The following is a 24,424-nucleotide window of genomic DNA, read 5'->3' on the forward strand; positions in this document are numbered from 1 at the left end:
CGCACGGTATTCAGCCGGCGGACAGCGGGGATCAGTACCCTAGCCGCTCGCGGAAGTACTCGATCGTGCGTCGGAGGCCGTCTTCGGGCGCCACGGTCGGCTCGTATCCCAGCAGTTCGCGGGCGAGGGTCAGGTCGGGGCGCCGCATCTCCGGGTCGTCCGAGGCGCGAGTGATGTAGCTCACCTCGGACGTGCTTCCGGTGAGTGACACGATCGTCTCAGCCAGTTGCCGCATCGACAGCTCGTGCTCGGTGCCGCAGTTGATCGGGCCGGTCTGGGTCGAGTCGAGCAGCAACAGGATGCCCCGCACCAGATCGTCGACGTAGCAGATCGACCGGGTCTGGTTGCCGGTGCCGTGTACGGTGATCGGCTCGCCGCGCAGCGCCTGCGAGATGAAGGTCGGGATGGCCCGGCCGTCGTCCGGACGCATCCGCGGGCCGTACGTGTTGAAGATCCGCACGATCGCGGTGTCCGTGCCGCGGCTGCGGTGGTAGGCCATGGTGGCGGCCTCGGAGAAACGCTTCGCCTCGTCGTAGACGCTCCGGATACCGATCGGGTTGACGTTGCCCCAGTAGGTCTCGCGCTGCGGGTGCTCCTTCGGGTCCCCGTACGCCTCCGAGGTGGAGGCCATCAGGAACCGCGCGCCGTCGTCGGTGGCGCGCTCCAGCAGGGCCAGCGTCGCCACCGAGCCCACCCGGAGGATCTCCACCGGCAGCTTCTCGAAGTCGGTCGGGCTGGCCGGGGACGCCATGTGCAGGATCGCGTCGAACCGCTCGGTCATGGCCGGGTGGTGGGTGGGCAGGCCGTCGGAGATGTCCGCCTCGACGAGCGTGAACGTCGGCTCGTCGAGCAGGTGGGCCACGTTGTCCTTGGAACCGGTGACGAAGTTGTCGAGCACCACCACCGTGCAGCCGCGCTCGACGAGCCGGTCGACCAGGTGGGACGGGACGAAGCCGGCGCCGCCGGTGACAAGGATGCGGTGCCCGGACCCGAACCGGGGAGCGACGTTCATACCCGCCACCCTATACAGGTAAGGCGGGGCCCCCTGTTAACGCCTCCGGTAGAGGCGGGGGCCCCGCTTAACAGCTACCCGTCAGTGCGCGCCCGCACCGGTGAGCGAGCGCACCTCCAGTTCGGCGTACTTCTCGTCGTCGCTCTCCTTGGACAGGATCGTGCCGAGCCAGCCGCACAGGAAGCCGATCGGGATCGAGATGATGCCCGGGTTCGACAGCGGGAACCAGTGCCAGTCGTGGTCGGGGAACATGGCCGTCGGCGCCCCGGAGACGACCGGGGAGAAGAAGACAAGCGCCACGGCGGAGATCAGGCCGCCGTAGATCGCCCAGACCGCGCCCGAGGTGTTGAACCGCTTCCAGAACAGGCTGTAGAGGATCGCCGGCAGGTTGCCGGACGCGGCCACCGCGAACGCCAACGCGACCAGGAACGCCACGTTCAGGTTTTGCGCGAAGATCGACAGTACGATGGAGACGGCGCCGATCCCCAGCGCGGAGATCCGGGCGACGTTCACCTCCTGCCGCTCCGACGTCTGCCCCTTCTTGACGACGTTGGCGTAGAAGTCGTGCGCCAGGCTCGACGACGACGCCAGCGTCAAGCCGGCCACCACCGCGAGGATCGTGGCGAACGCGACCGCTGCGATGATCGCCAGTAGTGTCGCCCCGCCCAGGCTCCCGCCGAAGAAGTCCAACCCGAGCGCCTCGGCGAGCTGCGGCGCGGCCGTGTTGCCGGCCTTGTCCTGCGCGGTGATTGCCTGCCCGCCCACGATCGCCGCCGCGCCGAAGCCGAGGGCGAGGGTGAGCAGGTAGAACGCGCCGATGATGCCGATCGCCCAGAGCACGCTCTTACGGGCCGCCCGGGCGGTCGGCACGGTGTAGAAGCGGATCAGGATGTGCGGCAGGCCGGCGGTGCCGAGCACCAACGCGATGCCGAGCGAGAGCAGGTCCATCTTGCTGTAGAACGTCTTCAGCGCGTCGCCGGGTGTCTCCACGCCGTAGCGCAACCCGGGTTCGAGGAAGGCCGCTCCCTTGCCCGAGGCGTCGGCCGCGTCGCCGAGCAGCGAGGACAGGTTGAACTTGTACTTGGCGAGCACCAGCAGCGTCATCACCAGCGCGCCGGTCATCAGCAGGAACGCCTTGACGATCTGGACGTACGTGGTGCCCTTCATGCCGCCGACCGTCACGTAGATGATCATCAGCGCGCCGACCAGGATGATGGTGGCCACCTTGGCGGTGTCGGCGTCCATGCCGAGGAACGTGGTCCCCGGCTTGATGCCGAGCAGCAGCGCCACCAGGGCGCCGGCGCCGACCATCTGGGCCAGCAGGTAGAAGATCGACACGGTGATGGTGGAGACCGCCGCCGCGGTCCGGACCGGCCGCTGCCGCATCCGGAACGCCAGCACGTCCGCCATCGTGTACCGGCCGGAGTTGCGCAGCAGTTCGGCGACGAGCAGCAGCGCCACCAGCCAGGCGACCAGGAAGCCGATCGAGTACAGGAAGCCGTCGTACCCGTAGAGGGCGATGATGCCGGCGATGCCCAGGAAGGACGCCGCCGACATGTAGTCGCCGCCGATCGCCATGCCGTTCTGGAAGCCGGAGAAGGAGCGGCCACCGGCGTAGAAGTCGGTGGCGGTCTTGGTCTGCCGGCTGGCCCACACGGTGATCGCCAGCGTGATCGCCACGAAGATCAGGAACAGCGTGATGGTGAGGTTCCGGGCGGTGGTGCTGCCCGCCTCAGCCGCGAGAATCGTGTTCATGGTTCACCTCCCCCATCTCGGCGCGGATCCGGTCGGCGACCGGGTCGATCCGCCGGTTGGCGAACCGCGAGTAGAGCCAGGCGATGACGAACGTCGAGACGAACTGGAGCAGACCGAAGACCAGGGCGACGTTGATGTTGCCGATCAGCTTCGTGCCCATGAAACCCCGCGCGTACGCGGAGAGGATGACGTAGAGCGCGTACCACAGGAAGAACGCGACGGTCATCGGGAAGATGAAGCCGCGCAGCGTGCGCCGCAACCCGGCGAACTCGTCGGACCGCTGGACGGCTAGATACCGTTCCGCGGTCGACTCGGCGGGTGCGGACGCGGGTGTGTCCGTGGACATCTGTGGATCACCACCTTCGCAGGCGTGGGGGATTTCCGCGCACGTTAGGAGTGCACAACCCGCCGCGAAAGACCCGGACGGATCCCGGTCACCCGGTGCGCCCAACGGCGCCCCCGCTGCGCCCAGTGACCCAGATCACTCCGCTAACCGGTCCACCCACCCGCGATGATCATGAACTTGGCGGCGACAAATCGGACCACGGGCACCGTCAACTTCATGATCACGCGCGCTGAGCGTGCGGGCTAGTCGGTCAGGTCGTGGTAGCGGCCTCGGTAGTGCAGCAGGGGCGTGACGTCCTCGGTTAGGTCGACCGTCTCGATGATGGCCTCCACGAGCAGGCCCCAGCCGTACTCTCGGGCGGTGTCGAGGCGGCATCCGGCCCAGCCGCCCGCGTCCGTCGGCACCGGGCCGTAGGGTGTCCCGGTCCAGGCGTCCAGGGCGAACAGGCCGCCGGGCGAGGGAAACATGCCGGCGAAGCGGTCGGCGAGCTGCCGGTGGCGCGGGCCCAGCGGGGCGACCGCGAACCGCCCGGCCTCCTCGACCGCCGCCCACAGCTCCGACTCCGGGTCGACCAGGCCGAGCAGCCGGGCCGGCTCCCCCTCGGCCACGAGCGTGGAGGACACGGTGAGCCCGGCCGGGCCGGGCGCGGTCCAGAGCGTCACCGGGGCGGCCAGCCGGCCGCGCAGGCGGCGTACCGGCGAGCGATGCCCGGCCGGCACCGCGAACGGATCGGTGTGGTGGATCTCGGCTCCCGGCTCATGATTCACGTGAAACATTGTGCCGCCTGCGGTCCGGGCCCAGCCGAGGAAGCGCTCGTGCAGGTTCGTGGCGTCGTTGAGCTGCGTGTTCGCCTCGGCCAGCAGTGTGCCGAGGTGGAACAGCAACGCCGTCCGATCCTCCCGGAACTCACGCAGCAGCCCGAGCCGGGCCGGCTGACACGGCCAGTGTGCCCCGCACACCCGACACCGCCACGCCGGCCGCATCGGCAGGTGCGCCCGCCCCGGCCGGAGGTGCGCCTGTCCCGGCCAGATCTTGGAAGATTTGGGCCCCTCCAGGGGCATTTTCCTTCCAAGATCTGTTCGTTCGCTCCGCATCGGGTGCCTCCTGGGGAGAAGGGGGTCGCCCCGGCCGGGGGATGGCCGGGGCGACCCGTCGCAGGACCGACCGCCGGGTCGTGGCCTCCACCGGCCGGGCCGCGTGCCTCCACCCTGGACGTGGTCGCGCCGGCAGGGGAGGATGCCAGGGGTTACTACGGAGCGCGGTCGCGTACTTACCGGTGGGGTGAGGATGGACGTCGAGGTGTGGATCCGGGCGCTGAAGGCCGCCCGCGCCGGCGCGGACGTCTCGCAGGAGGCGCTGGCGGCCACCATCAGGTGGAGCCCGTCGACGGTCGCCGCCATCGAGACCGGCCGCCGCCGGCCCACGATGGAGTTCGCGATCGCCGCCGACCAGGCGCTCCGCACCGGCGGCCTCCTGGCCAGCCTGCTCAAGGAGCACGACGGCAACCGCTCCCCGTCCTGGTTCCTGCCCTGGCAGGGATATGAGGACCAGGCCGTGCTGCTGCGGAATTTCGAGCCCTGCGCCGTCCCCGGCCTGCTTCAAACCGAGGCTTACGCCCGAGCGATCTTCGAGGCGGGCCGCCTGTACCGGCAGGATCGAGTGGAGGAGTTGCTGGCGCTGCGGATGGCACGTCAGAAGGTGCTGGAGAAGGCCGCTCCGCCGGAGTGCGTCTTCATCATCGACGAGAGCGCGTTGCAGCGGTCCATCGGCGGGCCGGCGGTCATGAACGGTCAGTTCGGCCGGTTGCTCGAAGTGGCCGAGCATGCGCGGGTGCGCCTGCACGTCCTGCCGCTCGACATCGGCGCGCACCTCTCGTTGGGCGGCGGTTTCGCCATCGCCGAGTTGCCGGACGGCGAGCACATGCTCTGCCTCGACAATCCGGCCCGAGGACAGATCGCCGACCATCCGGAGTGGATTCGGGTGATGCTGCGGAAGTGGGAGATCCTGCTCGGGGAGGCGCTACCGGAGCGTGCCTCGCTCGATCTCATCCACAAGGTGAAGGTGACCCCATGAGTCAACCCGAATGGCGCAAGTCGACGCGGTCCGACAACGCCGGCAACTGTGTCGAGGTGGCGGGCAACCTGCCCGGGGTGGTGCTGGTGCGGGACAGCAAGGACCCGTCCGGCCCGGCCCTCGCCTTCACCCCGGACGCCTGGCGCTCCCTGGTCGCGCACCTCCACCGGGCGTCGCTCGACTGATCCGCCTACCCTGCGGGGCATGGCTCTCGTACCCCCGCAGAAGCTCGCCCAGGACCGCGTGATCACCGCGGACGCCATCCTCGGCGGTCAGGTCGACCTGCGCGCCTACCCGCACCGGCACCTGATGATCATCGCTCGGCACAAGTGGGGCAGCAGCGGCTTCCCGCCGCTCATGGAGGCGGTCGAGCACCTGTCGAACTACGGCTGGGAGCTGGTGAACGTGCTGAGCGTCGGCGACGGCCACCACGTCTACGCGGCCATGCGCCGCACGGCCTGACGGCCGCCGCACGGGCACGGCCGCCCGCACGGGCACGGCCGCCCGCACGGCCTGACGGCCGTCAGGAAGAGAGCGAGCGGCGGGCGGCGGCCAACACCTCGGGGTCGGCGCAGCCGGCCGCGTAACCGGCGATCCGGCGGCGGATGTCCCGGCCGAGCAGCCAGATGCCGACCCGCTCGGCCACCGGGCGCAGCAGGGCCGGCCGGCAGCGGAAGTTGTACCGCCAGGTCGCGACCGTGGTGCCCGGCTCCGGGCCGGGCGCGAAGCGCCAGCCGCCGCCGAACCGCTCGAAGAACCACGGCCCGCGCACCATCTTCATGCCCACGTTCGTCGGCGGCGCCCAGGAGACGTACTCGCTCACCATCGCCAGGCCGTGCCGGGAGCGGGTGAAGGTCTGCACGCCCCGGCCCGGCCTGGTCGCGCCGTCGAGGAAGTGCTGCTCGCGGACGAACGGGTCCCAGCGGTAGCGCACCGGGGCGACGGTCTGGGAGACGGCGAAGGCCACCTCCGGTGGGACCGGGACCGTGGTGACCGCCTCGACGACAGGCATCAGCGCCTCGGGGTGACCATCGACAGCAGCTCCGGCTGCCGGCGGTCGAGCGCGTCCCCGGCCAGGTACGCGCCGAGCATCGCCGCACCCACGCCGTATGCCAGGCCGACCGGCAGCGCCAGCCAGAGCCACACGTCGTCGAGCAGGGCCGCGGCCACCACCAACGGCACCGCGACAAGCGTCGACGACACCATGGAGAGCAGCGCGAGCAGGCTCTTCGCGATCCCCGACCCGGTGTTCATGGCGAACGGGTTGCTCGTCTCCGGCAGCGAGTAGGCGCCGAGCACCGAGATGAACCCGTTGATCGCCAGCCCGCAGCCGTACGCGCCGAACAGCCCGCCGGCCATCACGCCGAGCCATTCGGGCCGGCCGAGCGCAAGCGCCAGCACGACCGCGACCACGAGGAGGATCGGCACCACGTAGAGCGAGAACGCCACCATCCGGGCGCGCAACTCCACCCGCCCCGGCACGCCCGCGACCACGTTCGCCGCGTACGCGCTGCCGTCGAAGCCGAACTGGTTCGCGAGCGTCACCGACGCGAGCACCCCGACGACGATCATGGAAGTGCTGACCAGCACCGGGGAGGCGTCGGCGGTGGCCTCGCCGAACGCCGCCCCGCCCTCCACGACGAACCCGGCGCCACCGAGGTTGACCATCACCGGCACGAACACGCCCACCACGGCGACCGTGATCAGGTTGGCCCGCCGCCGGGCGTCCCGCCACCAGTAGCGGCACTCCCGGGCGACAAGCGCGCCGAACCGGTCCCGCCGGGTCCAGCCGACCGCGCGGGGGAAGAGCTGCGCGACCGCGCCGCCGACCACGCCGCGCGGGGTGCGTGCCGGCCCGGCGCTTGCCGCGCCGACCATCGCCGACTCCAGCGACCGCGACCACCAGAGCAGGAGTACGCCGATCGTCGCCACGCCGATCAGCAGCTTCACCACCGCCGCCCCGGCCCGGCCCTCGGCCACGTCGACGCCGGCCGTCCACGGCGCGCCGAACGGCGTCCAGCCGATCACCCGGGCCACCCCGGTCAGCCGGTCCCAGTCGGCCTGCTGCACGGCCGCGACCACGAACAACTGCAACGGCCCGAGCATGGCGGCCAGCACCGCGAGCAGTACGGCGGCCAGGTCGCGTACCCGGCGGGAGCGCAGCATGGTGGCGAACGCGCTTGTCAACGCGCGGGCCCCGGCCACGCACACGAGCACCCCGACGGCCACCCCGACCGCGCCGACAAGCGCGGCCGGCCAGCCGCCCAGCACGCCGGCGGTGACCACCAGCCCGGCCACCGTGAGCATCGTGGCCAGCGCCGGGACGCTCACCAGGGCGGCGGTGAGCAGGCCGGTGACCAGGGTGCGGCGGGAGAGCGGCAGCAACGCGAACCGGGCCGGATCAAGCGTCTCGTCCACGCCGAAGAAGACAAGCGGGAGCAGCAGCCAGCCGAGCGTCAGCACGCCCCCGCCGAACGCGGCGGCCATCAGCGCGTACCGGTCCTCGCCGGTCAGGCCCGGCGCGGCGAGCAGGAAGAACCCGGTCCCGGCGAACCAGAGCGCGAACAGCACACCCACCACGAACAACGCGACCCGCCACGCCTGGCCGCGGAAGTTGTTGCCGAGCACCCGCAACTTGAGCCGGACGAAGTGCCAGGGCGAGACGGTCCGGACCGGCCGCTCCGGCGCGGTCACCGGGACAGCCACGACAACTCCTCGCCGGTCGCGGTCCGGCCGCCGACGACCTCGACGAAGACCTCCTCCAGCGACCTGTCGCCGCGCACCTCGGTAAGCGTGCCCACCCGCTTGATCGTGCCGTCGGCCAGGATCGCCACGTGCGAGCAGATCCGCTCGACCACCTCCATCACGTGACTGGAGAAGACCACCGTGCCGCCGCCTGTCACGTACCGGTGCAGGATGTCCCGGATCAGCGCCGCCGAGACCGGGTCGACCGCCTCGAACGGCTCGTCGAGCACAAGCAGGCGCGGGCCGTGCAGCAGCGCGCAGGCCAGGCCGATCTTCTTCTTCATGCCGGCCGAGTAGTCGACCACCAGGGTACGGCCGGCGTCGGTGAGCGCCAGCACGTCGAGCAGCTCCGCCGCCCGCTTGTCGACCACCGCCGGGTCCATGCCGCGCAGCAGACCGTGGTACGCCAGCAGCTCCGCGCCGCTCAGCCGGTCGAAGAGGCGTACGCCGTCCGGCATCACGCCGAGCAGGCTCTTCGCGCGCACCGGATCGGCCCACACGTCGTACCCGAGCACCCGGGCCTCGCCGGCGTCGGGCCGCAGCAGGCCGACGGCCATGGAGAGGGTCGTGGTCTTGCCGGCCCCGTTCGGGCCGAGCAGGCCGTAGAACGAGCCGGTCGGCACGGCCAGGTCGACGCCGGCCACCGCGACCTTGGTGTCGAAGCGCTTGGCCAGGCCACGGAGATGCAGGGCCGGGTGCTGATCGGTCATGGTCCGACGGTAGCCCGCTCCGACCACCTCCTTAAAGTCGGAGCGATTCGGGGGTGTGCAGGCGGAGCATGGTGGTGCCGACGTCGCGGGGCAGGCGTCGCCGGCTGGCCACCGACACCACTACCATCACGGTGAACGCCAGCGGGACCGTCCACGCGGCCGGCTGGGTGGTGAGCGTCGCCGGCCAGCCGGTTAGCGGCGGACCGAGCACGGTGAGCAGCACCGCGCCGATCGCCGCGCCGCCGCCTACGAGCACCCCGGCGGCGGCGCCCAGGTCGGTCAGGCCGCGCCACCAGATGCCGAGCACCAGCAGCGGGCAGAAGCTGGACGCGGCGACCGCGAACGCCAACCCCACCACCTGCGACACGTCGAGCCCGGAGACGTTCAACGCGAGCACCGCCGGCACCGCGCCGGCGATCACCGTGGCGAGCCGGAAACCGCGTACCGAGCCGCGGCCGAGCACGTCCGTGGAGATCACCCCGGCCACGCTTGTGAGCAGGCCGGACGAGGTGGACAGGAAGGCCGCGAACGCCCCGGCGGCGACGAGCGCGGCGAGCAGCCGGCCGGTGGTGCCGTCGCCGAGCGCCGCGCCGGGCAGCAGCACCACCACGGCGTCGGTCTGACCTGTGACAAGCAGTTGCGGCGTATAGATCCGGCCCAGCACGCCGTAGATCGTGGGCAGCAGGTAGAAGACGCCGACCAGGGCCAGCACCACGAGCGTGGTGCGCCTGGCGGCGGCGCCGTCGGGGTTGGTGTAGAAGCGCACAAGCACGTGCGGCAACCCCATGGTGCCCAGGAACGTGGCCAGGATCAGCGAGTATGTCCCGAACAGGCTGCGGTCGTCGTCGCCCGCGGTGTCCGGCAGCAGCCACTCGGTGGCGCCGATCGCCGCGCCGGACACCTCCGGCACCGGGTCACCGGCGGCGAAGTCGAGGCGGTCGCCGGGGCGTACCTCCCGGATGTGGCCGTCGGGGAGGGTGAGGGTCGCGCGGTGCTCGACCACCACTGTGGTCGCGGTCCGGAACGCCGGCCCGTCGGGCGGCGTCACCGCCGGGCGGGCGTCGGCCTGCCACTGCAACGCCAGGAAGATCGCCGGTACGGCGAGCGCGGTGAGCTTCAGCCAGTATTGGAACGCCTGCACGAAGGTGATCGCCCGCATGCCGCCGAGCGCCACGTTCGCGGTCACCACCACGGCGACAAGCAGCGCGCCGACCGGGTAGGGCGAGCCGGTGAGCGTGGCGAGCGTCAGCCCGGCCCCCTGCAACTGCGGCACCAGGTAGAGCCAGCCGATGAAGATCACGAAGACGGTGGCGAGCGTGCGGAGCCGGCGCGACCCGAGCCGCACCTCGCAGAAGTCCGGCAGGGTGAACGCGCCGGAGCGGCGCAGCGGGGCGGCCACGAACAGCAGCAACGCCAGGTAGCCGGCGGCGAAGCCGACCGGATACCAGAGCACGTCCACGCCGTACTTGAGGATCAGCCCGGCCACGCCCAGGAAACTCGCCGCCGACAGGTATTCCCCGCCGATCGCCGCCGCGTTCCAGGTCGGGCTGACCGCCCGGGAGGCGACCAGGAAGTCGGAGGTGGTCCGGGCCAGTCGCAGCCCGTAGAAGCCGATGCCGACGGTGACCAGGGTGACCGCCACGATCGCCGGGACCACGTACCCGTTGGTCATCAGCGCTCCGGCCGCTGGACCAGGTCGACGAAGTCCTGCTCGTTGCGTTCCGCCAGCCGCACGTACGCCCAGCCGACCACGATCAGGAACGGGAAGGCGGCCACCCCGAGCAGCAGCCACGGCAGGTTGACCCCGAGCACGGTGACCCGCCCGACCGTCGGCGCGATGGCGAACAGCCACGGCAGCCCGCCCAGGCCGATCAGCACCAGCAGGCTCAGCCGCAGCGCGAGCGAGAGCTGGGCGCGCATCAGGCCCTGCACGAGCGTCTCGCCGACCCGGGTCTGCTGGGCCAGCTCGGAGCGGGTGCGGTCGGCCCGGCTGCTCGTCCGGGAGACCTCGGCCAGCACGATCCGGGTCCGCTGCGGCGCGCGGGGGCCGGGGACGGGGGCCGCCTCGACGGGCCGTCCGGCCGGCTGCGGTTCCTCGGCTGCGGTCATCTCCGGCAGTCTCGCCTGCTCGGCGCGAATGTCAAGCGCAGTGGGGGCAGCCCTGTGCACAACCTGTGGATAACATCGCGTGCCTGTGGACAACGCGGTGGATGAGCGCGGTGTGGTTGTGGAAACTCGGCTTCCTCGGTGCCGCCCGGAACCTTTCTCCCGGCCCACGAGTGGGACAGGTGAAGAGAGAGGAGGTGACGGTGCCCGACGATGATGTGATTGCCGAGCTGTACGCCGGCAGCTTCCGCCGGCTCGTCGTTCAGCTGTACGCGGTGACAGGTGACCTGCACGAGGCGCAGGAGGTGGTCCAGGAGGCGTTCACCCGCGCGCTGATGAGGCCCGGGCGGTTGGCCGGCCTGGACAAACCGGAGGCATGGCTGCGAAGAGTGGCGGTGAACGTGGCCCGGAGCAGGTATCGGCGCCGCCGGCTCCTGGACACACTGCTCCACCGCCTCGGCCCGCCGCCCGAGGTCGCGGACCGAGCACCCGAACACCTCGCCCTGCTCGCCGCGCTCCGGAAGCTGCCTCCGGGGCAGCGGCACGCGTTGGCCCTGCGTTACCTGGCCGACCTGCCGGTCGAGGAGGTCGCCACCACGCTCGGGGTGTCCCCCGGCACGGTCAAGTCCCGGCTCTCCCGCGGCCGGCGGGCCCTCGCCCGGCTGCTCGTCGACGTCGACCTGAGCGACGCCGCGCCAGATGTCACAGTCACCAGCCTCGGGAGGATCAATGTCGGAGCATGACCTGTCCGGCTTCGACGTCGGCACCGTCAGCCAGGCCGTTCGCCAGCCGCCGCTCGAAGAACTCCGGTCCAGGGCTCGCGCCCGCGTGCGGTCCCGGCGCCGGCAGCGCGGCGCGTTGGTGCTGGGGGTGGTGGCGGCACTGGCCGGTACGGCGCTGACCCCGGTCGCCGGAGGGCTCGGCGGCCGGCCCTCGGATCAGCCGGCCGGAGGACCGGCGCCGCAGGCCAGGGCTCAGCTCTTTCTCGTGGCGGACCGGTCGGTGGTCGGCGTCCGGGTCACCGATCTCGGCTGCCGGATCGACTTCACCAACACCCGGGACCTCGGGCGGAACTGGTCACCGTACCGCCGGGCGCGCTACGACGACGGGGCGTGCCGGGCGGGGAACGACCGGGTCCGGTCGACGGCTCGATACGTCCCGCTCAGCGCGCGTACCTATCTGGTGAGCGTCGACGGGCGGTCGTGGCTCTCCACCGACGAGGGACGGACGTGGCGGGACGGCGCCGACGCCATCGTCGCGGTGGATGCCTTCCCGGCCCACGCGCAGCCGGTCTCGTTCGCGGGGGCCCCGGGCGGGCTGCCCGAGCCGATGGCCGTCGACCCCGACACCGGCGCCGCCTACCGGCTGCGGTCCAAGATGCCTACCGACTCCCCGATGAACAGCCTGTACGCGAGTCCGGACGGGGTGCTGTGGGCCAGCTTCCGACCTTCGGACGTGGGTGAGCCCGCAGTGCTGGCCCGCAGCTCCGACCGCGGCGCCACCTGGGCGACGGTGTCGGCCCCGACCGGCGGCGCGGTGGCATCCGTGGCGGCCGGGAGCGGGCAGGTCGGCTACCTGCTGGCGGAGCCGTACTCGCCGACGGGTGGGCCGGCGTCGGCCGGCAGCACCGTCTCGATCATGCGAACCGGTGACGGCGGGCGCTCCTGGCAGTCGGTCGCGACCGATCTGCCGGCGGGCACGAACGGTGATCGCCACCTGGTGGTGGGCGGGGACGGCAGCCTGCTGATCGGCGACTGGGACGCCGACGGCAGGGCGTTCCTGTGGGTCAGCCACGACCAGGGCCGGCACTTCACCCGGGAGTGGGTGACCACCGGTGGTGGGGTGCTCAGTTGGGTGCCGGGACAGGTGCTGTTCGCGGATGCGGACGGCGCGGTGCTGACCACCGACGGACGGACGACCACCCGGCTGTCGGGCGCGGGGTGACCGCCGGTCGGGGCGGGGCACGAGGGTGTCCCGCCCCGGCACCCTCAGTCGAGGCCGACCCGGATCGGGTGGGCGGTGGCGGAGCCGAGCCAGGTGTGCGGGTTGCCGAACCAGCACCAGCCAAGCTTGGGCGCCCCCTGACTGATCCACAGCGCCGGCACCCGCAGGTCGCCGCAGCGGGAGCCGACGAGCGAGAAGCACCTGTTGCTGGCAAGCGCCTCCGGGCGCAGCGTGACGAAGGCCAGGCCCTCGTCGATGGTGATCGGGAGCCGGTCCCGCGTGGTCATGTCGGCGAGCGCGGCGGACGGCGTCACGTTCCGGTATTCCTCGCCGCGATCGACCTCGAAGAGCAGGTACGCCGGACCGGCCGGCACCTCCAGCTCCTTGATCGGGTGGAAGGTGGGCAGGTCGTCGGCGGGGAAGTTGCGGTCGAGCACGCCGGGCTTGCGTCTGCCGGCGAGCGTGGTGAGCGCGATCCGCTCCGGGACGGGCACCAGCTCCCGCGTGGTCACCAGCAGGAGCGGCACCCGGGCGTCGGTGGGGCCGGCCAGGCCGGCGGCTCCGCTGACCGCCGCGTCGCGCAGCGGCGTGAGCCGGGCGCGGAACGCCTCCTCGGCCAGGCCGGCGAGGGCGGGGTAACCGAGGTGCGCCAGGCGGTCGAGCTGGCGGTCGAATTCGGCGGCGGCGTCGAACTGGTCGTCGGACATGTGGTCCTCCACCCTGTCGTACGGTCTGCCGTACATTGTACGCCGCCGGGTCAGCGGCTCCAGTCCTGCTTGGCCGCCCGGACCAACTTGTCCTTCAACTCCCGGGTGTGCCGCCGGCTCACCGGCAGCTCGGACTCGTCGATCACCACCACGTAGCCGGAGTTGACCAGCCGCAGCTCGGCGATCAGCCGCAACTGCACCAGGTACGAGCGGTGGACCCGGACGAACCCGGCGTCCGCCCACCGCTCCGCGAGCGTCGCAAGCGAGACCCGGACCAGGTGCGACCCCTCCGCGGTGTGCAGCCGGGCGTAGTCGCCCTGCGCCTCCACCCAGCGCACCGACGAGCGGGGCAGCATCCGGGTGGTGCCGGCCAACTCGATCGGGATGGTCGGATCCTCCTCCGCCCGGGCCAGCGCGGCCGGATGCGACGGCACCACCCGCGAACCGATCACCCGGCGCAGCGACTCGGCCAGCCGCTCGGCCCGCACCGGCTTGCGGACGTAGTCCGTGGCGCCCAGGTCGAACGCGTCCGCCGCGCCGTCGTCGTACGCGGTGACGAACACGATCGCCGGCGGCCGGGCGAACCGGCGCAGCACCCGCGCCAGCTCCATGCCGTCCAACCCGGGCATCCGGATGTCGAGGAACACCACGTCCACGTCGTCGTCCCGCAGCACCCGCAGCGCCTCGGTCGCGTCGCCGGCCGTGTGCAGCCGGGCCACCCGGGGATCGGCGCGCAGGTGGTAGGCCAACTCGTCGAGGGCCGGCGGCTCGTCGTCCACCGCCAGCACCCGGAGGAAACCGGTCACGCTCACCCGGACACCCGGACGCCGGGGTGGAACTTCGGCACCCGCATGCTGACCTTCGTACCCGAGCCCAGGCCGGTCTCGACGACCAGGCCGAACCGGTCCCCGAAGGCCGACCGCAGCCGCTCGTCGACGTTGGAGAGGCCGACATGCTGCCCCGGGTCCTCGGCCGGGTCGCTGCCGGCGCCGGACACCTCGGCGATACCCGCGGTAAGCGTCGTCGGATCCATCCCCACCCCGTCGTCCTCAACCGTGATGTGACACTCGGCGCCCGCGTCCCGGGCCTCGATGCTCACCATGCCGGTGCCCGGCTTGCGGGACAACCCGTGCCGGACCGCGTTCTCCACGAGCGGCTGGAGGCAGAGGAACGGCAACGTCACAGGCAACACCTCGGGCGCGATCTGGAGGCGCACCTGGAGACGTTCGCCGAAGCGGGCCCGCTCGATGGTCAGGTAGCGGTCGATCGACCGCAACTCCTCGGCAAGCGTGGTGAACTCCCCGTGCGAGCGGAACGAGTACCTGGTGAACTCCGCGAACTCCAGGATCAACTCCCGCGCCCGGTCGGGGTCGGTCCGGACGAACGAGCCGATCGCGGTGAGCGCGTTGTAGATGAAGTGCGGGCTGATCTGGGCGCGCAACGCGCGCACCTCGGCGCGGGCCAGCCGCTCCCGCGACGAGTCCAGCTCGGCCAGGGCGAGCTGGTCACCCGCCCAGTGCGCGGTCTCAAGCGTCGCCTGCACCAGGCCCGGCGCCGGCCGCTCGTCGGCCACCGCCACCAACGCGCCCACCACCCGGCCGTCCGCGCCCAACGGCGCCACCACCGCGCCCCGGACCGGGCAGTCGACCAGGTCGCAGTGCAACTCCGACTCGTGCAGCACGGTGGAACGCCCGCTGTCGACCACCCGCCGGGCCGCCGCGACGAACTGGTCGCCGTGGTGCGCGCCGCGCCCGTCGATGGCCAGCAGCGCGTCCCGGTCCGTCAGCGCCAGGCCGACCGCGCCCACCAGGGCGCGCAGATGGCGTACGGCCTTCGCCGCGTCCGCCGCGCTCAGGCCGGCGCGCAGCGGCTCGGCGGCCAGGCCGGCGGTGTGCAGCACCTCGTAGGTGGCCCGCTGCGTCGCGGTGGCGATGCCCCGCCTGGCACGCAGCCGCAGCACCGCCCAGAGCGCCGCGGCCAACGCGGTGACCAGCGAGACGACGGCGAAGACCGCCGAGAGGTTGCCACCCACCCCGGAAGGTTAGTACGCGCCCTTGCGCGCCAGCACCACCCCGACGGTCCGCCACAGGATGCTCAGGTCGTACGTCAGTGACCAGTTGTCGACGTAGTAGAGGTCGAGCCGGACCGCCTCGTCCCAGGACAGGTCGGACCGGCCGGAAACCTGCCACAGCCCGGTCATGCCCGGGCGCACCAGCAGCCGGCGTCGCACGTCGCCCAGGAAGTCGCCGTCGTCGGCGGGCAGCGGGCGCGGCCCGACAAGCGACATCTCGCCCCAGAGCACGTTGATCAACTGGGGCAGCTCGTCAAGCGACGACGCCCGCAGGAAGCGACCCACCGGGAAGACCCGGGGATCCTGCTTCATCTTGAACAGCATGCCGTCGGTCTCGTTCCGATCCACCAGGCCGGCGAGTCGTTCCTCGGCGTCCACATACATGGTGCGGAACTTCCACACCCGGAACGTGCGCCCCTCGTGCCCCACCCGGGGCTGCCGGAAGAACACCGGCCCGGGGTCGGAGATCCGGATGGCGAGCGCGACCGCGGCGAAGAGCGGAGTGAGCAGCAGCAGCCCCAGACCGGCGGCGGCCCGGTCCATCAGGCTCTTGGCCAGCAACGCCGGCCCGGAGAGCGTCGGCTCCTCGACGTGCAGCAGCGGCAGGCCCTCGATCGGGCGGATGTGCACCCGGGGACCGGCGATGTCGGTGAGCTGCGGCGCGACCACCAGGTCGACGCCGGAGCCCTCCAGTTGCCAGGCCAGCCGGCGCAACTCGCCCGGCTCGGCGCTCGCCGAGCCGCAGACCGCGATGGTGTCGCCGCCGACCTCGCGGACGAGCGCCAGCACGTCGCGGCCGGCGTACACCGGCACCGGGGTCTGGAGGCCGCGGGCGGCGGCGTACCCGTCGGTGAGGTGGATCGCCACCGGCACCAGACCGACGCCGGGGTTGCGGGTGACGGTGGTGTAGACCTCCAGGCACTCCGGCAGCGTGCCGACAAGCACCATCCGGTGCCCGGCCTGCCCGATCCGGCGGCGCAGCGCGTGCAGGGCGCCCCGGGCGATCATCCGGCCGAGCAGGATCAGCATCATGGCGCCGAGCAGCGCGAAACCGACGGTCCATCGGGACAACGAGTAGGTCTTGGTGGCGAAGGCGATGAAGGAGACGGTGGCGGTGACCGCCACGCCGGCGCGGATCACCCGCTTGAACTCGTCCGGCCCGAGACCGAGGTAGCGCCGGTCGTAGGCCCGGTTGCCCCACAGGAACAGCATCCAGCCGAGCGGCATCAGCACGAACGCCACGGTGTAGAACCACACCTCGGGCGAATTGCGGAACCCGGAGTCGGCCTGCTCGAAGATCTGCACGGCCAGGAAGCTCGCGAGCGCCGCCGCGCCGAAGTCGAGCAGCAGCAGCAGCGCGATGTAGGGACGGTGCCAGCGGGAGACCCGGCGCCGGGCGCGGGCCCACGCCGACCGGGGTACGCCGTTGTGCGACGGCGGAGTCGGCGGCTGGATCTCAAAGCTGTCGACGTGCCGCACGCTCTTGCTCCGGCCTGTATCGGTTACCGGGCGCTGGAGGCTTGTCGTCACCTCAACCCATGTCCTCCCGCATGACCCGTGCCCTCACTCGCCGTGAGGAACCGGGTCGCTCACCGTCCCAGTCTCCCACGCGCTCGCCGAAGATCTGGCCGGCTCCGCGTCAGATGTGAAGCCGGGGACCGAGCCACTATACCGATGGATGACGGCTCGGGTAGAGCCGCGGGATGGGACCTTCCGCGATCCCCGGACGATTCCGCTCAGTAACCGACGAGGTTGGTTACTCAGCGTACGAGGCGGGATAACCTTCGGTCAGCCAGCGGCTTACCACCGGTCTGACAGGTCGGGCAGTATTGCAGGCTCGAATCGGCGAACGAGACCTCACGCACCGTGTCGCCGCAGACCGGACAGGGCAGGCCCTTCCGGGCGTGCACCTTCAAGCCCGAACGCTTCTCGCCCTTCAGCTCCGCGGCCCGCTGCCCCATCGACCGCCGGACCGCGTCGCCGAGCACCGTCCGGGTCGCCGCGTGCAGGCCGGCGAGCTGGTCGTCGGTGAGCCGGTCGGTGATCGCGAACGGGGAGAGCCGCGCCGCGTGCAGGATCTCGTCCGAGTAGGCGTTGCCGACCCCTGCCAGCACCGCCTGGTCGGTCAACACGCCCTTGACCTGACCCCGGCGACTGCGCAGCCGCTCGCAGAAGGTGGGCAGGTCGGCCGCCAGCGCATCCGGGCCCAGCTTCGACACGCCGGGCACCTGGGTCGGGTCGGTGACCAGGTAGGCGGCAAGCTTCTTCTGGGTGCCGGCCTCGGTCAGGTCGAAGCCGGAGCCGTCGTCGAGGCGTACCCGCACCGCGATCGGACCCTTGCCGGGCCGCAGCGGGACCGTGGCGGGAAACGCCTCCCGGTAGTGCAGCCAGCCCGCCCGGGCCAGGTGGACCACCAGGTGCAGGTCGTCACCGAACCGGACATCCAGGAACTTCCCGTGCCGGCCCGCGCCGGTGACCGTCCGGCCCGCGACCGCGCCCGGCGGCGGATCGTACGTCTTCAGCGCGTTGATCGCGGCCACCTCGAACCGCTCGACCCGCCGGCCCACCGCCCGCTCACGCAGGTAACCGGCGAGCGCTTCCACCTCCGGTAGTTCAGGCACGGGACAACGGTAGCCTTCTTTCCCGTGAGAATCGTGGTGGCACACAACCGGTACCGGGAAGCGCAGCCCTCCGGTGAGAACACCATCGTCGACGCGGAGATCGCCCAGCTCACCGCCGCGGGCGTGGAGGTGCTGCCGTTCCTGCGCAGCTCCGACGAGATCCCCTCGATGTCCAAGGCGGCCAAGGCGCTGCTGCCGATCTCGCCGATCTGGGCCCCGAAGGCCCAGCACGACCTCGACCGCCTGCTCGCCGAGCACCGGCCGGACGCGCTGCACCTGCACAACCCGTACCCTCTGCTCTCGCCCTGGGTGGTGCGGACCGCGCACAAGCGGGGCGTGCCGGTGGTGCAGACGGTGCACAACTACCGGCAGGTCTGCTCCTCCGGCCTCTACTTCCGCGACGGCGTGATCTGCCAGGACTGCCGAGGTCGCGCGTTCGGCGTGCCGGCGATCGTGCACAGGTGCTACCGCGACTCCCGGGCACAGAGCGCGCTGATGGCCACCACCCTCGCCGTGCACCGCCCCACCTGGCGGTCGGTGGACCGCTACATCGCGCTCACCACGGCGGTCGCCGACCACCTGCGGGACTACGGCATCCCGGACGAGCGGATCGTGGTCAAGCCCAACGCGGTGCCGGACCCGGGCACGCCCGCGCCGCCCGGCAACGGCTTCCTGTTCATGGGCCGGCTCAGCCCGGAAAAGGGGCTGGACCTGCTGCTCTCGGCGTGGCGACGGCACCCGGTGGGCGCGCTCGGCCCGCTGCGCATCGCCGGCGACGGCGAGCTGCGCCCGCTTGCCGAGGCAGCCGCCGCCGAGCGGCCCGACGTGCTCTACCTGGGCCAGCTCGACCGGCCCGGGGTACGCGCCGCGCTCGCCGACAGCGCCGTGGTGCTTGCCACCTCGACCTGGCACGACGTGCTGCCCACCGTGATCATCGAGGCGCTTGCCGCCGGCCGGCCGGTGCTCGGCACCGCGCTCGGCGGCATCCCGTACCTGGTCGGCGCGGACACCCCCCGCGAGCCCGCCGGCACCGGCCCGGCCGAGGTGGCCACCGCCGCGCCCGGCGACGGTCGGGTCCCGCTGCCGACCGGCGTGCAGCGCGGCGAGGCCGGCTGGGTGGTGGCGCCGGAGGTCGAGGCGCTTGCCGCCGCACTGCCGCTGGCCGGCGCTGAGGCGGCGGTATTGGCTGGCGCGGCCCGCACCCGCTACGAGCGCACGTTCCACCCCGACGTGATCACCAAGCGCCTGCTGGACGTGTACGCCTCCCTCACCTGACCCTCGCCCGCGCGGTGCCAGCCTGCGAGGTTTGCCGCCCGCTGGACCCCGACCAGCTAGCGGTTGAAGAGCTGCTGTCGTTCACGAACCGCCGGATTGTTTGGCGGTGCGGATGACGTTGCGGGCTGCGGTCGCCACCGCACAGTCCGCGATCCGGCAGACCCGGCAGCGGCCGTCCGAGTCGGACCGGTGGTCACGGAGGATCGCTCGGGCGGTGAGGATCAGCCGGTTGCGGATCTGAGCCAACGACAGGAACGGCCCGGTCATGCTCAGCTCACCCCGAGGGCGGCGGCGAGTCGGATGATCGTGGCGGGAGCACGCGGGTCGCGGGCCACCTGGGCGAGCACCTCCCGGGCGGCGGGCCGGTGGCGTACCTCAGCGGGTGCCATCCGATCCGCGTCGACAAGCACCCGGCCGGCGCCGGCCGGGTCGTCGGCCTGGAGGTAGGCGCGGGCCGCGTCGACCAGATGTGCCGCGCGGTGCTCCAGCGGTAGCCACCGCCAAGCGTCCCGCTCGGTCGTCCGCTCGTGCCAGAGGATTGCCTCCCTCGCGTCGCCCAGGTCGAGCGCTGCGACACCACGGGCCAGGTCGACCGCCGTCGGCCCGAACGCGGTCCGGTGATGGTCGTGTCCCTCGCCGACCTGTGCGGCCATGCCGGCGGCCTCGTCGATGAGGTCGGCGGCGGCCCGGTCGTCGCCCCGGCGGGCCGCCGCGAGCGCGGCCTGCACGAGCAACGTGCCGCACAACGACAACCCGCCAGGGGAGCCGTCCTCGGGGGCGATCCGGTATGCCGCCGCCAACGTGGCGGACTGCGCCTCCCGCGCCCGCCCCGACGCGCGGAACACCTGCCCGAGCTGCACCGCGGCTGCGGCCACCAAGACCGGATCGCCGGTCGCGGCAGCCATGGCGCGGTCCGCGGCCAGCCAGCCCAACTCGACCTCGCCGAGCTTCACCAGCAGTGAGGAGGTGAGCCGGTACACCTCCACCAGCAGCGGATGCCCCCACCCGTCGACATGCCGCACGCCGGCCAGCACCCCCGGCAGGGCGGCGATCACCTGCGGATACCGGGCATGCTGAAACATCACCCAGGCATGCTCGACGTCCCGGGCCAACCGGTCCGCCGGCAGCACCGGGCGGCGACCCAACGGCCCGATGTCGTACGCCGAAAGGGCCGCCCGGATCCGCTCCACGCCCTCGGCCCGCTCGGTGATCGCAGCAGGTTGCGCATCCCGGCCGAGCAACACGGCGGTGTCGATCCTCAGGACGGCGGCGATGTCCCGCAACGTCGACACCTTGTCCAGGGACCTGACACCCCGCTCGACCTTGTCGACCCAGGACTTCGACCGCCCGAGCCGATCGGCGAACACCTGCTGCGACAACTTTCGTCGCCCCCGCCAGTAGGCCACGCGCCGGCCGATCGGCAGCAGCTCACTTCTGGTCACGCTGCCACCGCCGGTCCGGGACCGCCCGAGTGGTTTCCTCGGCGGGTATCCGCTCCGCCTCGGCCTGGGCGAGAAGCCGCTGTCGTGCGGCCTCCCGTTCCGCTGCCTGAATCTGCTCGCCCCGGTCCTCGCGCTCGGACTTCCGCCGCCTCGTCACGACCAGCCCTCCGCGCGCTGCTGCCCAGCGAGGGGCAGGGAGCGCAGCAGGCCGGGGCGCATCGGGGTCATTCCGTGTCGAGCCATGGACCCTCCTTGAAGGTTACTCCGGTTACCTAAATTAGAAGTCCAGAAAAGTAGGCTAGCGAAATGTTCCTGATTTGGGAACTCACGGCGTGTCGTCCGATCGGCGGTCGGAGGAGCGGCATACTCGCCGCATGGTCACCCCGACGATCCAGAGGCGTCGTCTCGGCAACGCCCTCAAACGGGCCCGCGAGGCGGCAGGCAAGACCCAGGAAGAGGCCGCCGAAGTCATCGATTCGGCGTCGAGCAAGGTCAGTCGGCTGGAGTTGGGTCAGTCCGGGATCCGGCTGACCGACTTGAAGCTGCTGCTCGACTACTACGGCGTGACAGGCGAGGAGGCTGAGCCGCTACGGGACCTTGCCCGCGCCGGACGGCAGCGGGGGCGGTGGAGCGGGTACCGGAATGTCGTGCCGGACTGGTTCCGGCAGTACCTCGACCTGGAGGCGGACGCGGCGGAGATCCGCTGGTACCAATCCGAGGTCATCCCCGGCATCCTCCAGATCGAGCCCTACATCCGAGCGATCATCGAAGGCGAGGACGTTGGGGCGCAGACCGCAGTGCGCCTCGAACGACAAAAGGTCATTGATCGCCCGGACGGGCCGGAGCTCAGCTTCATCCTGAGCGAGTCGGCGCTGCGGCGCGACCTCGGTGATCGGGGAGCAATGCGGGAGCAGCTATCCCATATCGCTGCTCTTGCCAACCTTCCAAACGTGACAATCCAGGTCTTTACACTGGATGCCGAGACGTACGTGACAGCCTCGTACAACTTTATCCTCCTCCGCTTCGGGGAAGAGGTCGCCTCTGATGTCGTCTACCTGGAGACGTTCACCGACGCGGATTACCTCGACAGTCCCGAATCGCTCCGGTCCTACAATCGGCTGTGGGGCCGCCTTCAAGCTGCGGCCCTCGGGCCGGCGGAGTCCCGCCGGCTCATTCTGCGGATCGCGGACGAGATGAAGTAGAGGCTGACATGTCGAACCCGGACCTCGCCAGCGTGGTGTGGCGCAAGTCCACCCGCAGCGACTCCAACGGCGGCGCATGCGTCGAGGTGGCCGACCTCCGCGACGGGGTGGCCGTTCGAGACAGCAAGGACAAGACCGGCCCAACGCTGGACTTCGACGCCCGGGGATGGCGTACCTTCATCGACTCCCTCAAGACTAACTAGCGCTGCCTCTCCGTAACTGGATGAGGCAGCAAAACGTCCCGGCTCCCGTCTCGGAGCCGGGGCGTCGCTGTTGGCTCACCAGGATCCCGATCGACCGGCCCGCGCGAGGTGAGTCGTTGGCGACATCAAGTTTGTAGCGGTCTCGGCATAATCCTGTCCCCGGCTGCCCAAGCACGGCGCACGGCTACCTGACCGCTGGTGATCCCGCCGACTCCGTCAGCTTCTGTACGAGCTTCCACACGCCGGTCGACGGGTTCGACGATGGCGGGCTCCCGTTTCTTTCATGCTGCTTGTCGAGTGCCATCGCTCGGTGGATCGCATCCGCCTGGCGACCGTGCAGCTTTTTGCAATCCAGGCTCTTGTCGTACCCGGGCTGGTGCTGGCGAATGATCGACCTGAGGTCGCCCGCGCTCATGTAGCGCGTGCAGGGATCGAAGTGGAGCGCGGGCCAGATCTCGAAGCAGGGGTTGGAGATCGCCATGTTCACTCCTTCGCGCATGGCGAGTTCGATGGCGGCCTCCAGCCGGCGATGCTCGTCGACGTCGCAGATGCACCAGACCGAGTCGTAGCGCAACCAGTCATCGCCGGCTCGTTTGGCCTGCCGTGAGGAATCCCGCAGCATGCGGCACGCTTCCCTGACGAGGTTGAGCGGCTCGCCCGAGTCTCGGGAGATCTCGATCGTCACCAGTGTGCCGCGCAACTCCTTGCGTAGGTGTTCGAAGTACTCCCGCTCGGTGACATCTCCCTCGCAGAGCAGAAGGAAGCGCTGCCTGACCTCGCGGTTTCCTCTGCGTCTCTGGAGGCTGTATGCCGACGTTGGCCTACGCGGAGGCAAGCGCTTCGCCTTCCGGCCGGACGAGTGCGGATCGGGCCAGGTCGCGGTCGACGAACGGGACCGCTCCGTAACGCCCCTGGAGGTATCCGCGTTCCAGGTTCTCCGACTTGCGAGGCCGGAACTCCGTCAGCGGATACAGGCGGGTCGCCCCGTCCTTTCCCTTCTCCGTCAGCCACACCTCGTGGCGTCGCAGTGGCGCATCGCCCAGGAGGGATCCCATGAGAGAGGGGTCGTGGGTGTTGAAGATGAGCTGGGCGCCCTGTGTGTTCAGGCGCGGGTCGTGGAAGATGCGGATCACCTCGCCGCTGAGCCGCGGGTGCAGACTGGCATCCAACTCGTCCACCAGGAGCAGCGTCCCTCTTTCGAGGGCTCGCATGATGGGGCCGATCAGCCCGAGCCACGCCCTGGTCCCCATCGACTCGTCATCGAGATCGAGGAACGCCGCCTCGCCGTCTCCGATGCGGTGGGCAAGCTGAGTCCCCTGAGCGATCTCCGACCAGTCGACCTCATCCGGCTCGGCATCCGGGTTCAACGCCTGCACGAGTGTCTTGAACCGGCTCTTCAGCTCCTCGTCGACCTCATGGCTGACGATCCGTAGATCAGAGATGCCCAGGTCTGCGAAACGCAGAAGGTCGAGGATCGCGGCCTTCTTCTGTTCGTTCCGCACCTGCGCGACCGTGTACCTGACGTGTGCCTCACGGTCGCCGGGGGTGGCCCTCTCGACTTTGGTGTCGAACCAGTTGGCCAGCTCGGTCAGTTGTTGGCTGTTGTTGGCGGCTGCGGCGGAGAGGAAGAGGCTGTTGCCCCGGGTCAGGTCCGCGATGAGTTGGGGCCGGCCGCGTAGCGCGCGACCGAACCGGAACTCCTTCTCTCTGTTGACGTCGCGATCGAACAACAGCCGGGGTCGGCCCTTGGGAAAAACATAGAGCCATTCCTCGATGATTCTGTCGTGATCGAATCTGAAGCCGTACTGGTGTCGTTCGCCGTCGAGTAGGACCTCCGCCTCGAACATCACCGGCAAGGAGTTGTGCGGGCTGGCGAAGAAGGGCGAGTAGGGGATCTTGGACGACGGCTTCCATGACTGATGGGAGTTGGAAACCATGCTCGCCATCGACCACATCGCCCGCAGCACGTTGGTCTTTCCGGACGCGTTCGACCCGTAGACGGCGGCGATCGAGCCCAGCCGGATGTCGCCGTGTCCGGCCATCGGAGTGGTGACGTCGTCGGCTTCCACCCAGGACGGGACGACAGCGGACACTTCGGCTAGATCGCGGAGCGATCGGTAGTTCTCCGCGCGGAAGGTGATCAGCATGCTGCCTCCTGAGCTGGCGTACCTGCTGCGCCTTCAGCCGCTTTCACAACCAAAGTATGCGCGAA

At 71.0% G+C, this 24,424-nt stretch carries 27 protein-coding genes; 8 read left to right on the forward strand and 19 right to left on the reverse strand.

Annotated elements, in window-relative coordinates; genetic code table 11:
• Positions 1-31: 31 nt before the first annotated feature.
• The 4 genes from SM450_RS27580 to SM450_RS27595 all read right to left on the reverse strand — a co-directional run bounded on the left by SM450_RS27580 (position 32) and on the right by SM450_RS27595 (position 4,096).
• A complete protein-coding gene (locus SM450_RS27580; RefSeq protein WP_474622696.1) occupies positions 32-1,012 on the reverse strand; it encodes an NAD-dependent epimerase/dehydratase family protein in 981 nt (326 codons plus the stop codon).
• 81 nt (positions 1,013-1,093) lie between these two features.
• Positions 1,094-2,767 carry a solute symporter family protein gene (locus tag SM450_RS27585; RefSeq protein ID WP_474622697.1) on the reverse strand — a complete coding sequence of 558 codons (1,674 nt, stop codon included), beginning with the start codon at positions 2,765-2,767 and terminating at the stop codon, positions 1,094-1,096.
• The gene (locus tag SM450_RS27590; protein ID WP_474622698.1) at positions 2,745-3,113 is read right to left on the reverse strand and encodes a DUF485 domain-containing protein; all 369 of its coding nucleotides are present in this window, start codon (positions 3,111-3,113) and stop codon (positions 2,745-2,747) included. Before SM450_RS27590 ends, SM450_RS27585 begins: the two co-directional genes overlap by 23 nt.
• A gap of 242 nt (positions 3,114-3,355) precedes the next feature.
• The gene (locus SM450_RS27595) at positions 3,356-4,096 is read right to left on the reverse strand and encodes a flavin reductase family protein (protein ID WP_474622763.1); all 741 of its coding nucleotides are present in this window, start codon (positions 4,094-4,096) and stop codon (positions 3,356-3,358) included.
• A 304-nt stretch (positions 4,097-4,400) separates the two neighbouring features.
• Between SM450_RS27595 and SM450_RS27600 the strand changes: the two genes are divergently transcribed.
• The 3 genes from SM450_RS27600 to SM450_RS27610 are packed head-to-tail and all read left to right on the forward strand — an operon-like array spanning position 4,401 to position 5,648.
• On the forward strand, positions 4,401-5,186 hold the full coding sequence (locus SM450_RS27600; protein WP_474622699.1) for a helix-turn-helix domain-containing protein: 786 nt from the start codon (positions 4,401-4,403) through the stop codon (positions 5,184-5,186).
• Positions 5,183-5,371 (forward strand): DUF397 domain-containing protein, encoded by a 189-nt coding sequence (locus tag SM450_RS27605; protein WP_474622700.1) that lies wholly within the window; start codon positions 5,183-5,185, stop codon positions 5,369-5,371. The genes SM450_RS27600 and SM450_RS27605 overlap by 4 nt, the downstream gene beginning before the upstream one ends.
• 19 nt (positions 5,372-5,390) lie before the next feature.
• Positions 5,391-5,648 (forward strand): hypothetical protein, encoded by a 258-nt coding sequence (locus SM450_RS27610; protein ID WP_281585885.1) that lies wholly within the window; start codon positions 5,391-5,393, stop codon positions 5,646-5,648.
• A 61-nt stretch (positions 5,649-5,709) separates the two neighbouring features.
• Here the strand turns inward: SM450_RS27610 and SM450_RS27615 are convergent, their stop codons facing one another.
• The 5 genes from SM450_RS27615 to SM450_RS27635 are packed head-to-tail and all read right to left on the reverse strand — an operon-like array spanning position 5,710 to position 10,750.
• Positions 5,710-6,198 (reverse strand): type II toxin-antitoxin system RatA family toxin, encoded by a 489-nt coding sequence (locus SM450_RS27615; RefSeq protein ID WP_474622701.1) that lies wholly within the window; start codon positions 6,196-6,198, stop codon positions 5,710-5,712.
• A complete protein-coding gene (locus tag SM450_RS27620; protein ID WP_474622702.1) occupies positions 6,198-7,892 on the reverse strand; it encodes an ABC transporter permease in 1,695 nt (564 codons plus the stop codon). The genes SM450_RS27615 and SM450_RS27620 overlap by 1 nt, the downstream gene beginning before the upstream one ends.
• Positions 7,877-8,641, reverse strand: coding sequence for an ABC transporter ATP-binding protein (locus SM450_RS27625; RefSeq protein WP_474622703.1), 765 nt, complete (start codon positions 8,639-8,641; stop codon positions 7,877-7,879). The genes SM450_RS27620 and SM450_RS27625 overlap by 16 nt, the downstream gene beginning before the upstream one ends.
• Positions 8,642-8,672: 31 nt before the next feature.
• A complete protein-coding gene (locus tag SM450_RS27630) occupies positions 8,673-10,313 on the reverse strand; it encodes a sodium/solute symporter (protein ID WP_474622704.1) in 1,641 nt (546 codons plus the stop codon).
• Positions 10,313-10,750, reverse strand: coding sequence for a hypothetical protein (locus SM450_RS27635; RefSeq protein WP_474622705.1), 438 nt, complete (start codon positions 10,748-10,750; stop codon positions 10,313-10,315). Before SM450_RS27635 ends, SM450_RS27630 begins: the two co-directional genes overlap by 1 nt.
• Positions 10,751-10,950: 200 nt before the next feature.
• On the opposite strand from SM450_RS27635, the gene SM450_RS27640 reads away from it, so the two are divergent.
• Together SM450_RS27640 and SM450_RS27645 are read left to right on the forward strand one after the other, a co-directional pair.
• Positions 10,951-11,490, forward strand: a complete 540-nt coding sequence (locus SM450_RS27640) for an RNA polymerase sigma factor (protein WP_474622706.1) — start codon at positions 10,951-10,953, stop codon at positions 11,488-11,490.
• Positions 11,477-12,691 (forward strand): sialidase family protein, encoded by a 1,215-nt coding sequence (locus SM450_RS27645; RefSeq protein ID WP_474622707.1) that lies wholly within the window; start codon positions 11,477-11,479, stop codon positions 12,689-12,691. Before SM450_RS27640 ends, SM450_RS27645 begins: the two co-directional genes overlap by 14 nt.
• 44 nt (positions 12,692-12,735) lie before the next feature.
• Here SM450_RS27645 and SM450_RS27650 read toward each other — a convergent pair whose 3' ends face one another.
• The 5 genes from SM450_RS27650 to SM450_RS27670 form a co-directional block, all read right to left on the reverse strand.
• Complete coding sequence (locus SM450_RS27650) at positions 12,736-13,398, reverse strand: DUF5701 family protein (RefSeq protein ID WP_474622708.1); 663 nt, start codon at positions 13,396-13,398, stop codon at positions 12,736-12,738.
• A 50-nt stretch (positions 13,399-13,448) separates the two neighbouring features.
• A complete protein-coding gene (locus SM450_RS27655) occupies positions 13,449-14,204 on the reverse strand; it encodes a LytR/AlgR family response regulator transcription factor (protein WP_474622764.1) in 756 nt (251 codons plus the stop codon).
• Between the two features lie 2 nt (positions 14,205-14,206).
• Positions 14,207-15,430, reverse strand: a complete 1,224-nt coding sequence (locus SM450_RS27660; protein ID WP_474622709.1) for a sensor histidine kinase — start codon at positions 15,428-15,430, stop codon at positions 14,207-14,209.
• 9 nt (positions 15,431-15,439) lie between these two features.
• On the reverse strand, positions 15,440-16,948 hold the full coding sequence (locus SM450_RS27665) for a sugar transferase (RefSeq protein WP_474622710.1): 1,509 nt from the start codon (positions 16,946-16,948) through the stop codon (positions 15,440-15,442).
• 281 nt (positions 16,949-17,229) lie between these two features.
• Positions 17,230-18,090 (reverse strand): Fpg/Nei family DNA glycosylase, encoded by an 861-nt coding sequence (locus tag SM450_RS27670; protein ID WP_474622711.1) that lies wholly within the window; start codon positions 18,088-18,090, stop codon positions 17,230-17,232.
• A gap of 24 nt (positions 18,091-18,114) precedes the next feature.
• On the opposite strand from SM450_RS27670, the gene SM450_RS27675 reads away from it, so the two are divergent.
• Complete coding sequence (locus SM450_RS27675; protein ID WP_474622712.1) at positions 18,115-19,365, forward strand: glycosyltransferase; 1,251 nt, start codon at positions 18,115-18,117, stop codon at positions 19,363-19,365.
• 81 nt (positions 19,366-19,446) lie between these two features.
• Here the strand turns inward: SM450_RS27675 and SM450_RS27680 are convergent, their stop codons facing one another.
• Genes SM450_RS27680 through SM450_RS27690 form a run of 3 tightly spaced genes read right to left on the reverse strand, consistent with a single transcriptional unit; the run spans position 19,447 to position 20,964 of the window.
• Entirely contained in the window at positions 19,447-19,632 is a 186-nt protein-coding gene (locus SM450_RS27680) for a hypothetical protein (protein ID WP_474622713.1), read from the reverse strand.
• A 2-nt stretch (positions 19,633-19,634) separates the two neighbouring features.
• On the reverse strand, positions 19,635-20,807 hold the full coding sequence (locus SM450_RS27685) for a helix-turn-helix domain-containing protein (protein WP_474622714.1): 1,173 nt from the start codon (positions 20,805-20,807) through the stop codon (positions 19,635-19,637).
• Complete coding sequence (locus SM450_RS27690; protein WP_474622715.1) at positions 20,794-20,964, reverse strand: hypothetical protein; 171 nt, start codon at positions 20,962-20,964, stop codon at positions 20,794-20,796. Before SM450_RS27690 ends, SM450_RS27685 begins: the two co-directional genes overlap by 14 nt.
• A gap of 217 nt (positions 20,965-21,181) precedes the next feature.
• Between SM450_RS27690 and SM450_RS27695 the strand changes: the two genes are divergently transcribed.
• Together SM450_RS27695 and SM450_RS27700 are read left to right on the forward strand one after the other, a co-directional pair.
• Positions 21,182-22,009, forward strand: a complete 828-nt coding sequence (locus SM450_RS27695; protein WP_474622716.1) for a helix-turn-helix domain-containing protein — start codon at positions 21,182-21,184, stop codon at positions 22,007-22,009.
• Positions 22,010-22,017: 8 nt separating this feature from the next.
• Positions 22,018-22,212 (forward strand): DUF397 domain-containing protein, encoded by a 195-nt coding sequence (locus tag SM450_RS27700; RefSeq protein WP_474622717.1) that lies wholly within the window; start codon positions 22,018-22,020, stop codon positions 22,210-22,212.
• 184 nt (positions 22,213-22,396) lie between these two features.
• Here SM450_RS27700 and SM450_RS27705 read toward each other — a convergent pair whose 3' ends face one another.
• Complete coding sequence (locus SM450_RS27705; protein ID WP_474622718.1) at positions 22,397-23,047, reverse strand: RloB family protein; 651 nt, start codon at positions 23,045-23,047, stop codon at positions 22,397-22,399.
• Positions 23,034-24,359, reverse strand: coding sequence for an AAA family ATPase (locus SM450_RS27710; RefSeq protein ID WP_474622719.1), 1,326 nt, complete (start codon positions 24,357-24,359; stop codon positions 23,034-23,036). The genes SM450_RS27705 and SM450_RS27710 overlap by 14 nt, the downstream gene beginning before the upstream one ends.
• Between the last annotated feature and the right edge of the window lie 65 nt (positions 24,360-24,424).

It is taken from the genome of Micromonospora marincola, assembly GCF_056150385.1.

What these genes read in the sequence shown, in the direction of transcription:
- SM450_RS27635 (WP_474622705.1), bottom strand. Translation starts at nt 10,750, where the DNA reads ATGACCGCAGCCGAGGAACCGCAGCCGGCCGGACGGCCCGTCGAGGCG.
- SM450_RS27615 (WP_474622701.1), bottom strand. Translation starts at nt 6,198, where the DNA reads ATGCCTGTCGTCGAGGCGGTCACCACGGTCCCGGTCCCACCGGAGGTG.
- SM450_RS27600 (WP_474622699.1), top strand. Translation starts at nt 4,401, where the DNA reads ATGGACGTCGAGGTGTGGATCCGGGCGCTGAAGGCCGCCCGCGCCGGC.
- SM450_RS27700 (WP_474622717.1), top strand. Translation starts at nt 22,018, where the DNA reads ATGTCGAACCCGGACCTCGCCAGCGTGGTGTGGCGCAAGTCCACCCGC.
- SM450_RS27680 (WP_474622713.1), bottom strand. Translation starts at nt 19,632, where the DNA reads ATGACCGGGCCGTTCCTGTCGTTGGCTCAGATCCGCAACCGGCTGATC.
- SM450_RS27710 (WP_474622719.1), bottom strand. Translation starts at nt 24,359, where the DNA reads ATGCTGATCACCTTCCGCGCGGAGAACTACCGATCGCTCCGCGATCTA.
- SM450_RS27695 (WP_474622716.1), top strand. Translation starts at nt 21,182, where the DNA reads ATGGTCACCCCGACGATCCAGAGGCGTCGTCTCGGCAACGCCCTCAAA.
- SM450_RS27590 (WP_474622698.1), bottom strand. Translation starts at nt 3,113, where the DNA reads ATGTCCACGGACACACCCGCGTCCGCACCCGCCGAGTCGACCGCGGAA.
- SM450_RS27580 (WP_474622696.1), bottom strand. Translation starts at nt 1,012, where the DNA reads ATGAACGTCGCTCCCCGGTTCGGGTCCGGGCACCGCATCCTTGTCACC.
- SM450_RS27610 (WP_281585885.1), top strand. Translation starts at nt 5,391, where the DNA reads ATGGCTCTCGTACCCCCGCAGAAGCTCGCCCAGGACCGCGTGATCACC.
- SM450_RS27630 (WP_474622704.1), bottom strand. Translation starts at nt 10,313, where the DNA reads ATGACCAACGGGTACGTGGTCCCGGCGATCGTGGCGGTCACCCTGGTC.
- SM450_RS27605 (WP_474622700.1), top strand. Translation starts at nt 5,183, where the DNA reads ATGAGTCAACCCGAATGGCGCAAGTCGACGCGGTCCGACAACGCCGGC.
- SM450_RS27625 (WP_474622703.1), bottom strand. Translation starts at nt 8,641, where the DNA reads ATGACCGATCAGCACCCGGCCCTGCATCTCCGTGGCCTGGCCAAGCGC.
- SM450_RS27645 (WP_474622707.1), top strand. Translation starts at nt 11,477, where the DNA reads ATGTCGGAGCATGACCTGTCCGGCTTCGACGTCGGCACCGTCAGCCAG.
- SM450_RS27650 (WP_474622708.1), bottom strand. Translation starts at nt 13,398, where the DNA reads ATGTCCGACGACCAGTTCGACGCCGCCGCCGAATTCGACCGCCAGCTC.
- SM450_RS27595 (WP_474622763.1), bottom strand. Translation starts at nt 4,096, where the DNA reads ATGCGGCCGGCGTGGCGGTGTCGGGTGTGCGGGGCACACTGGCCGTGT.
- SM450_RS27585 (WP_474622697.1), bottom strand. Translation starts at nt 2,767, where the DNA reads ATGAACACGATTCTCGCGGCTGAGGCGGGCAGCACCACCGCCCGGAAC.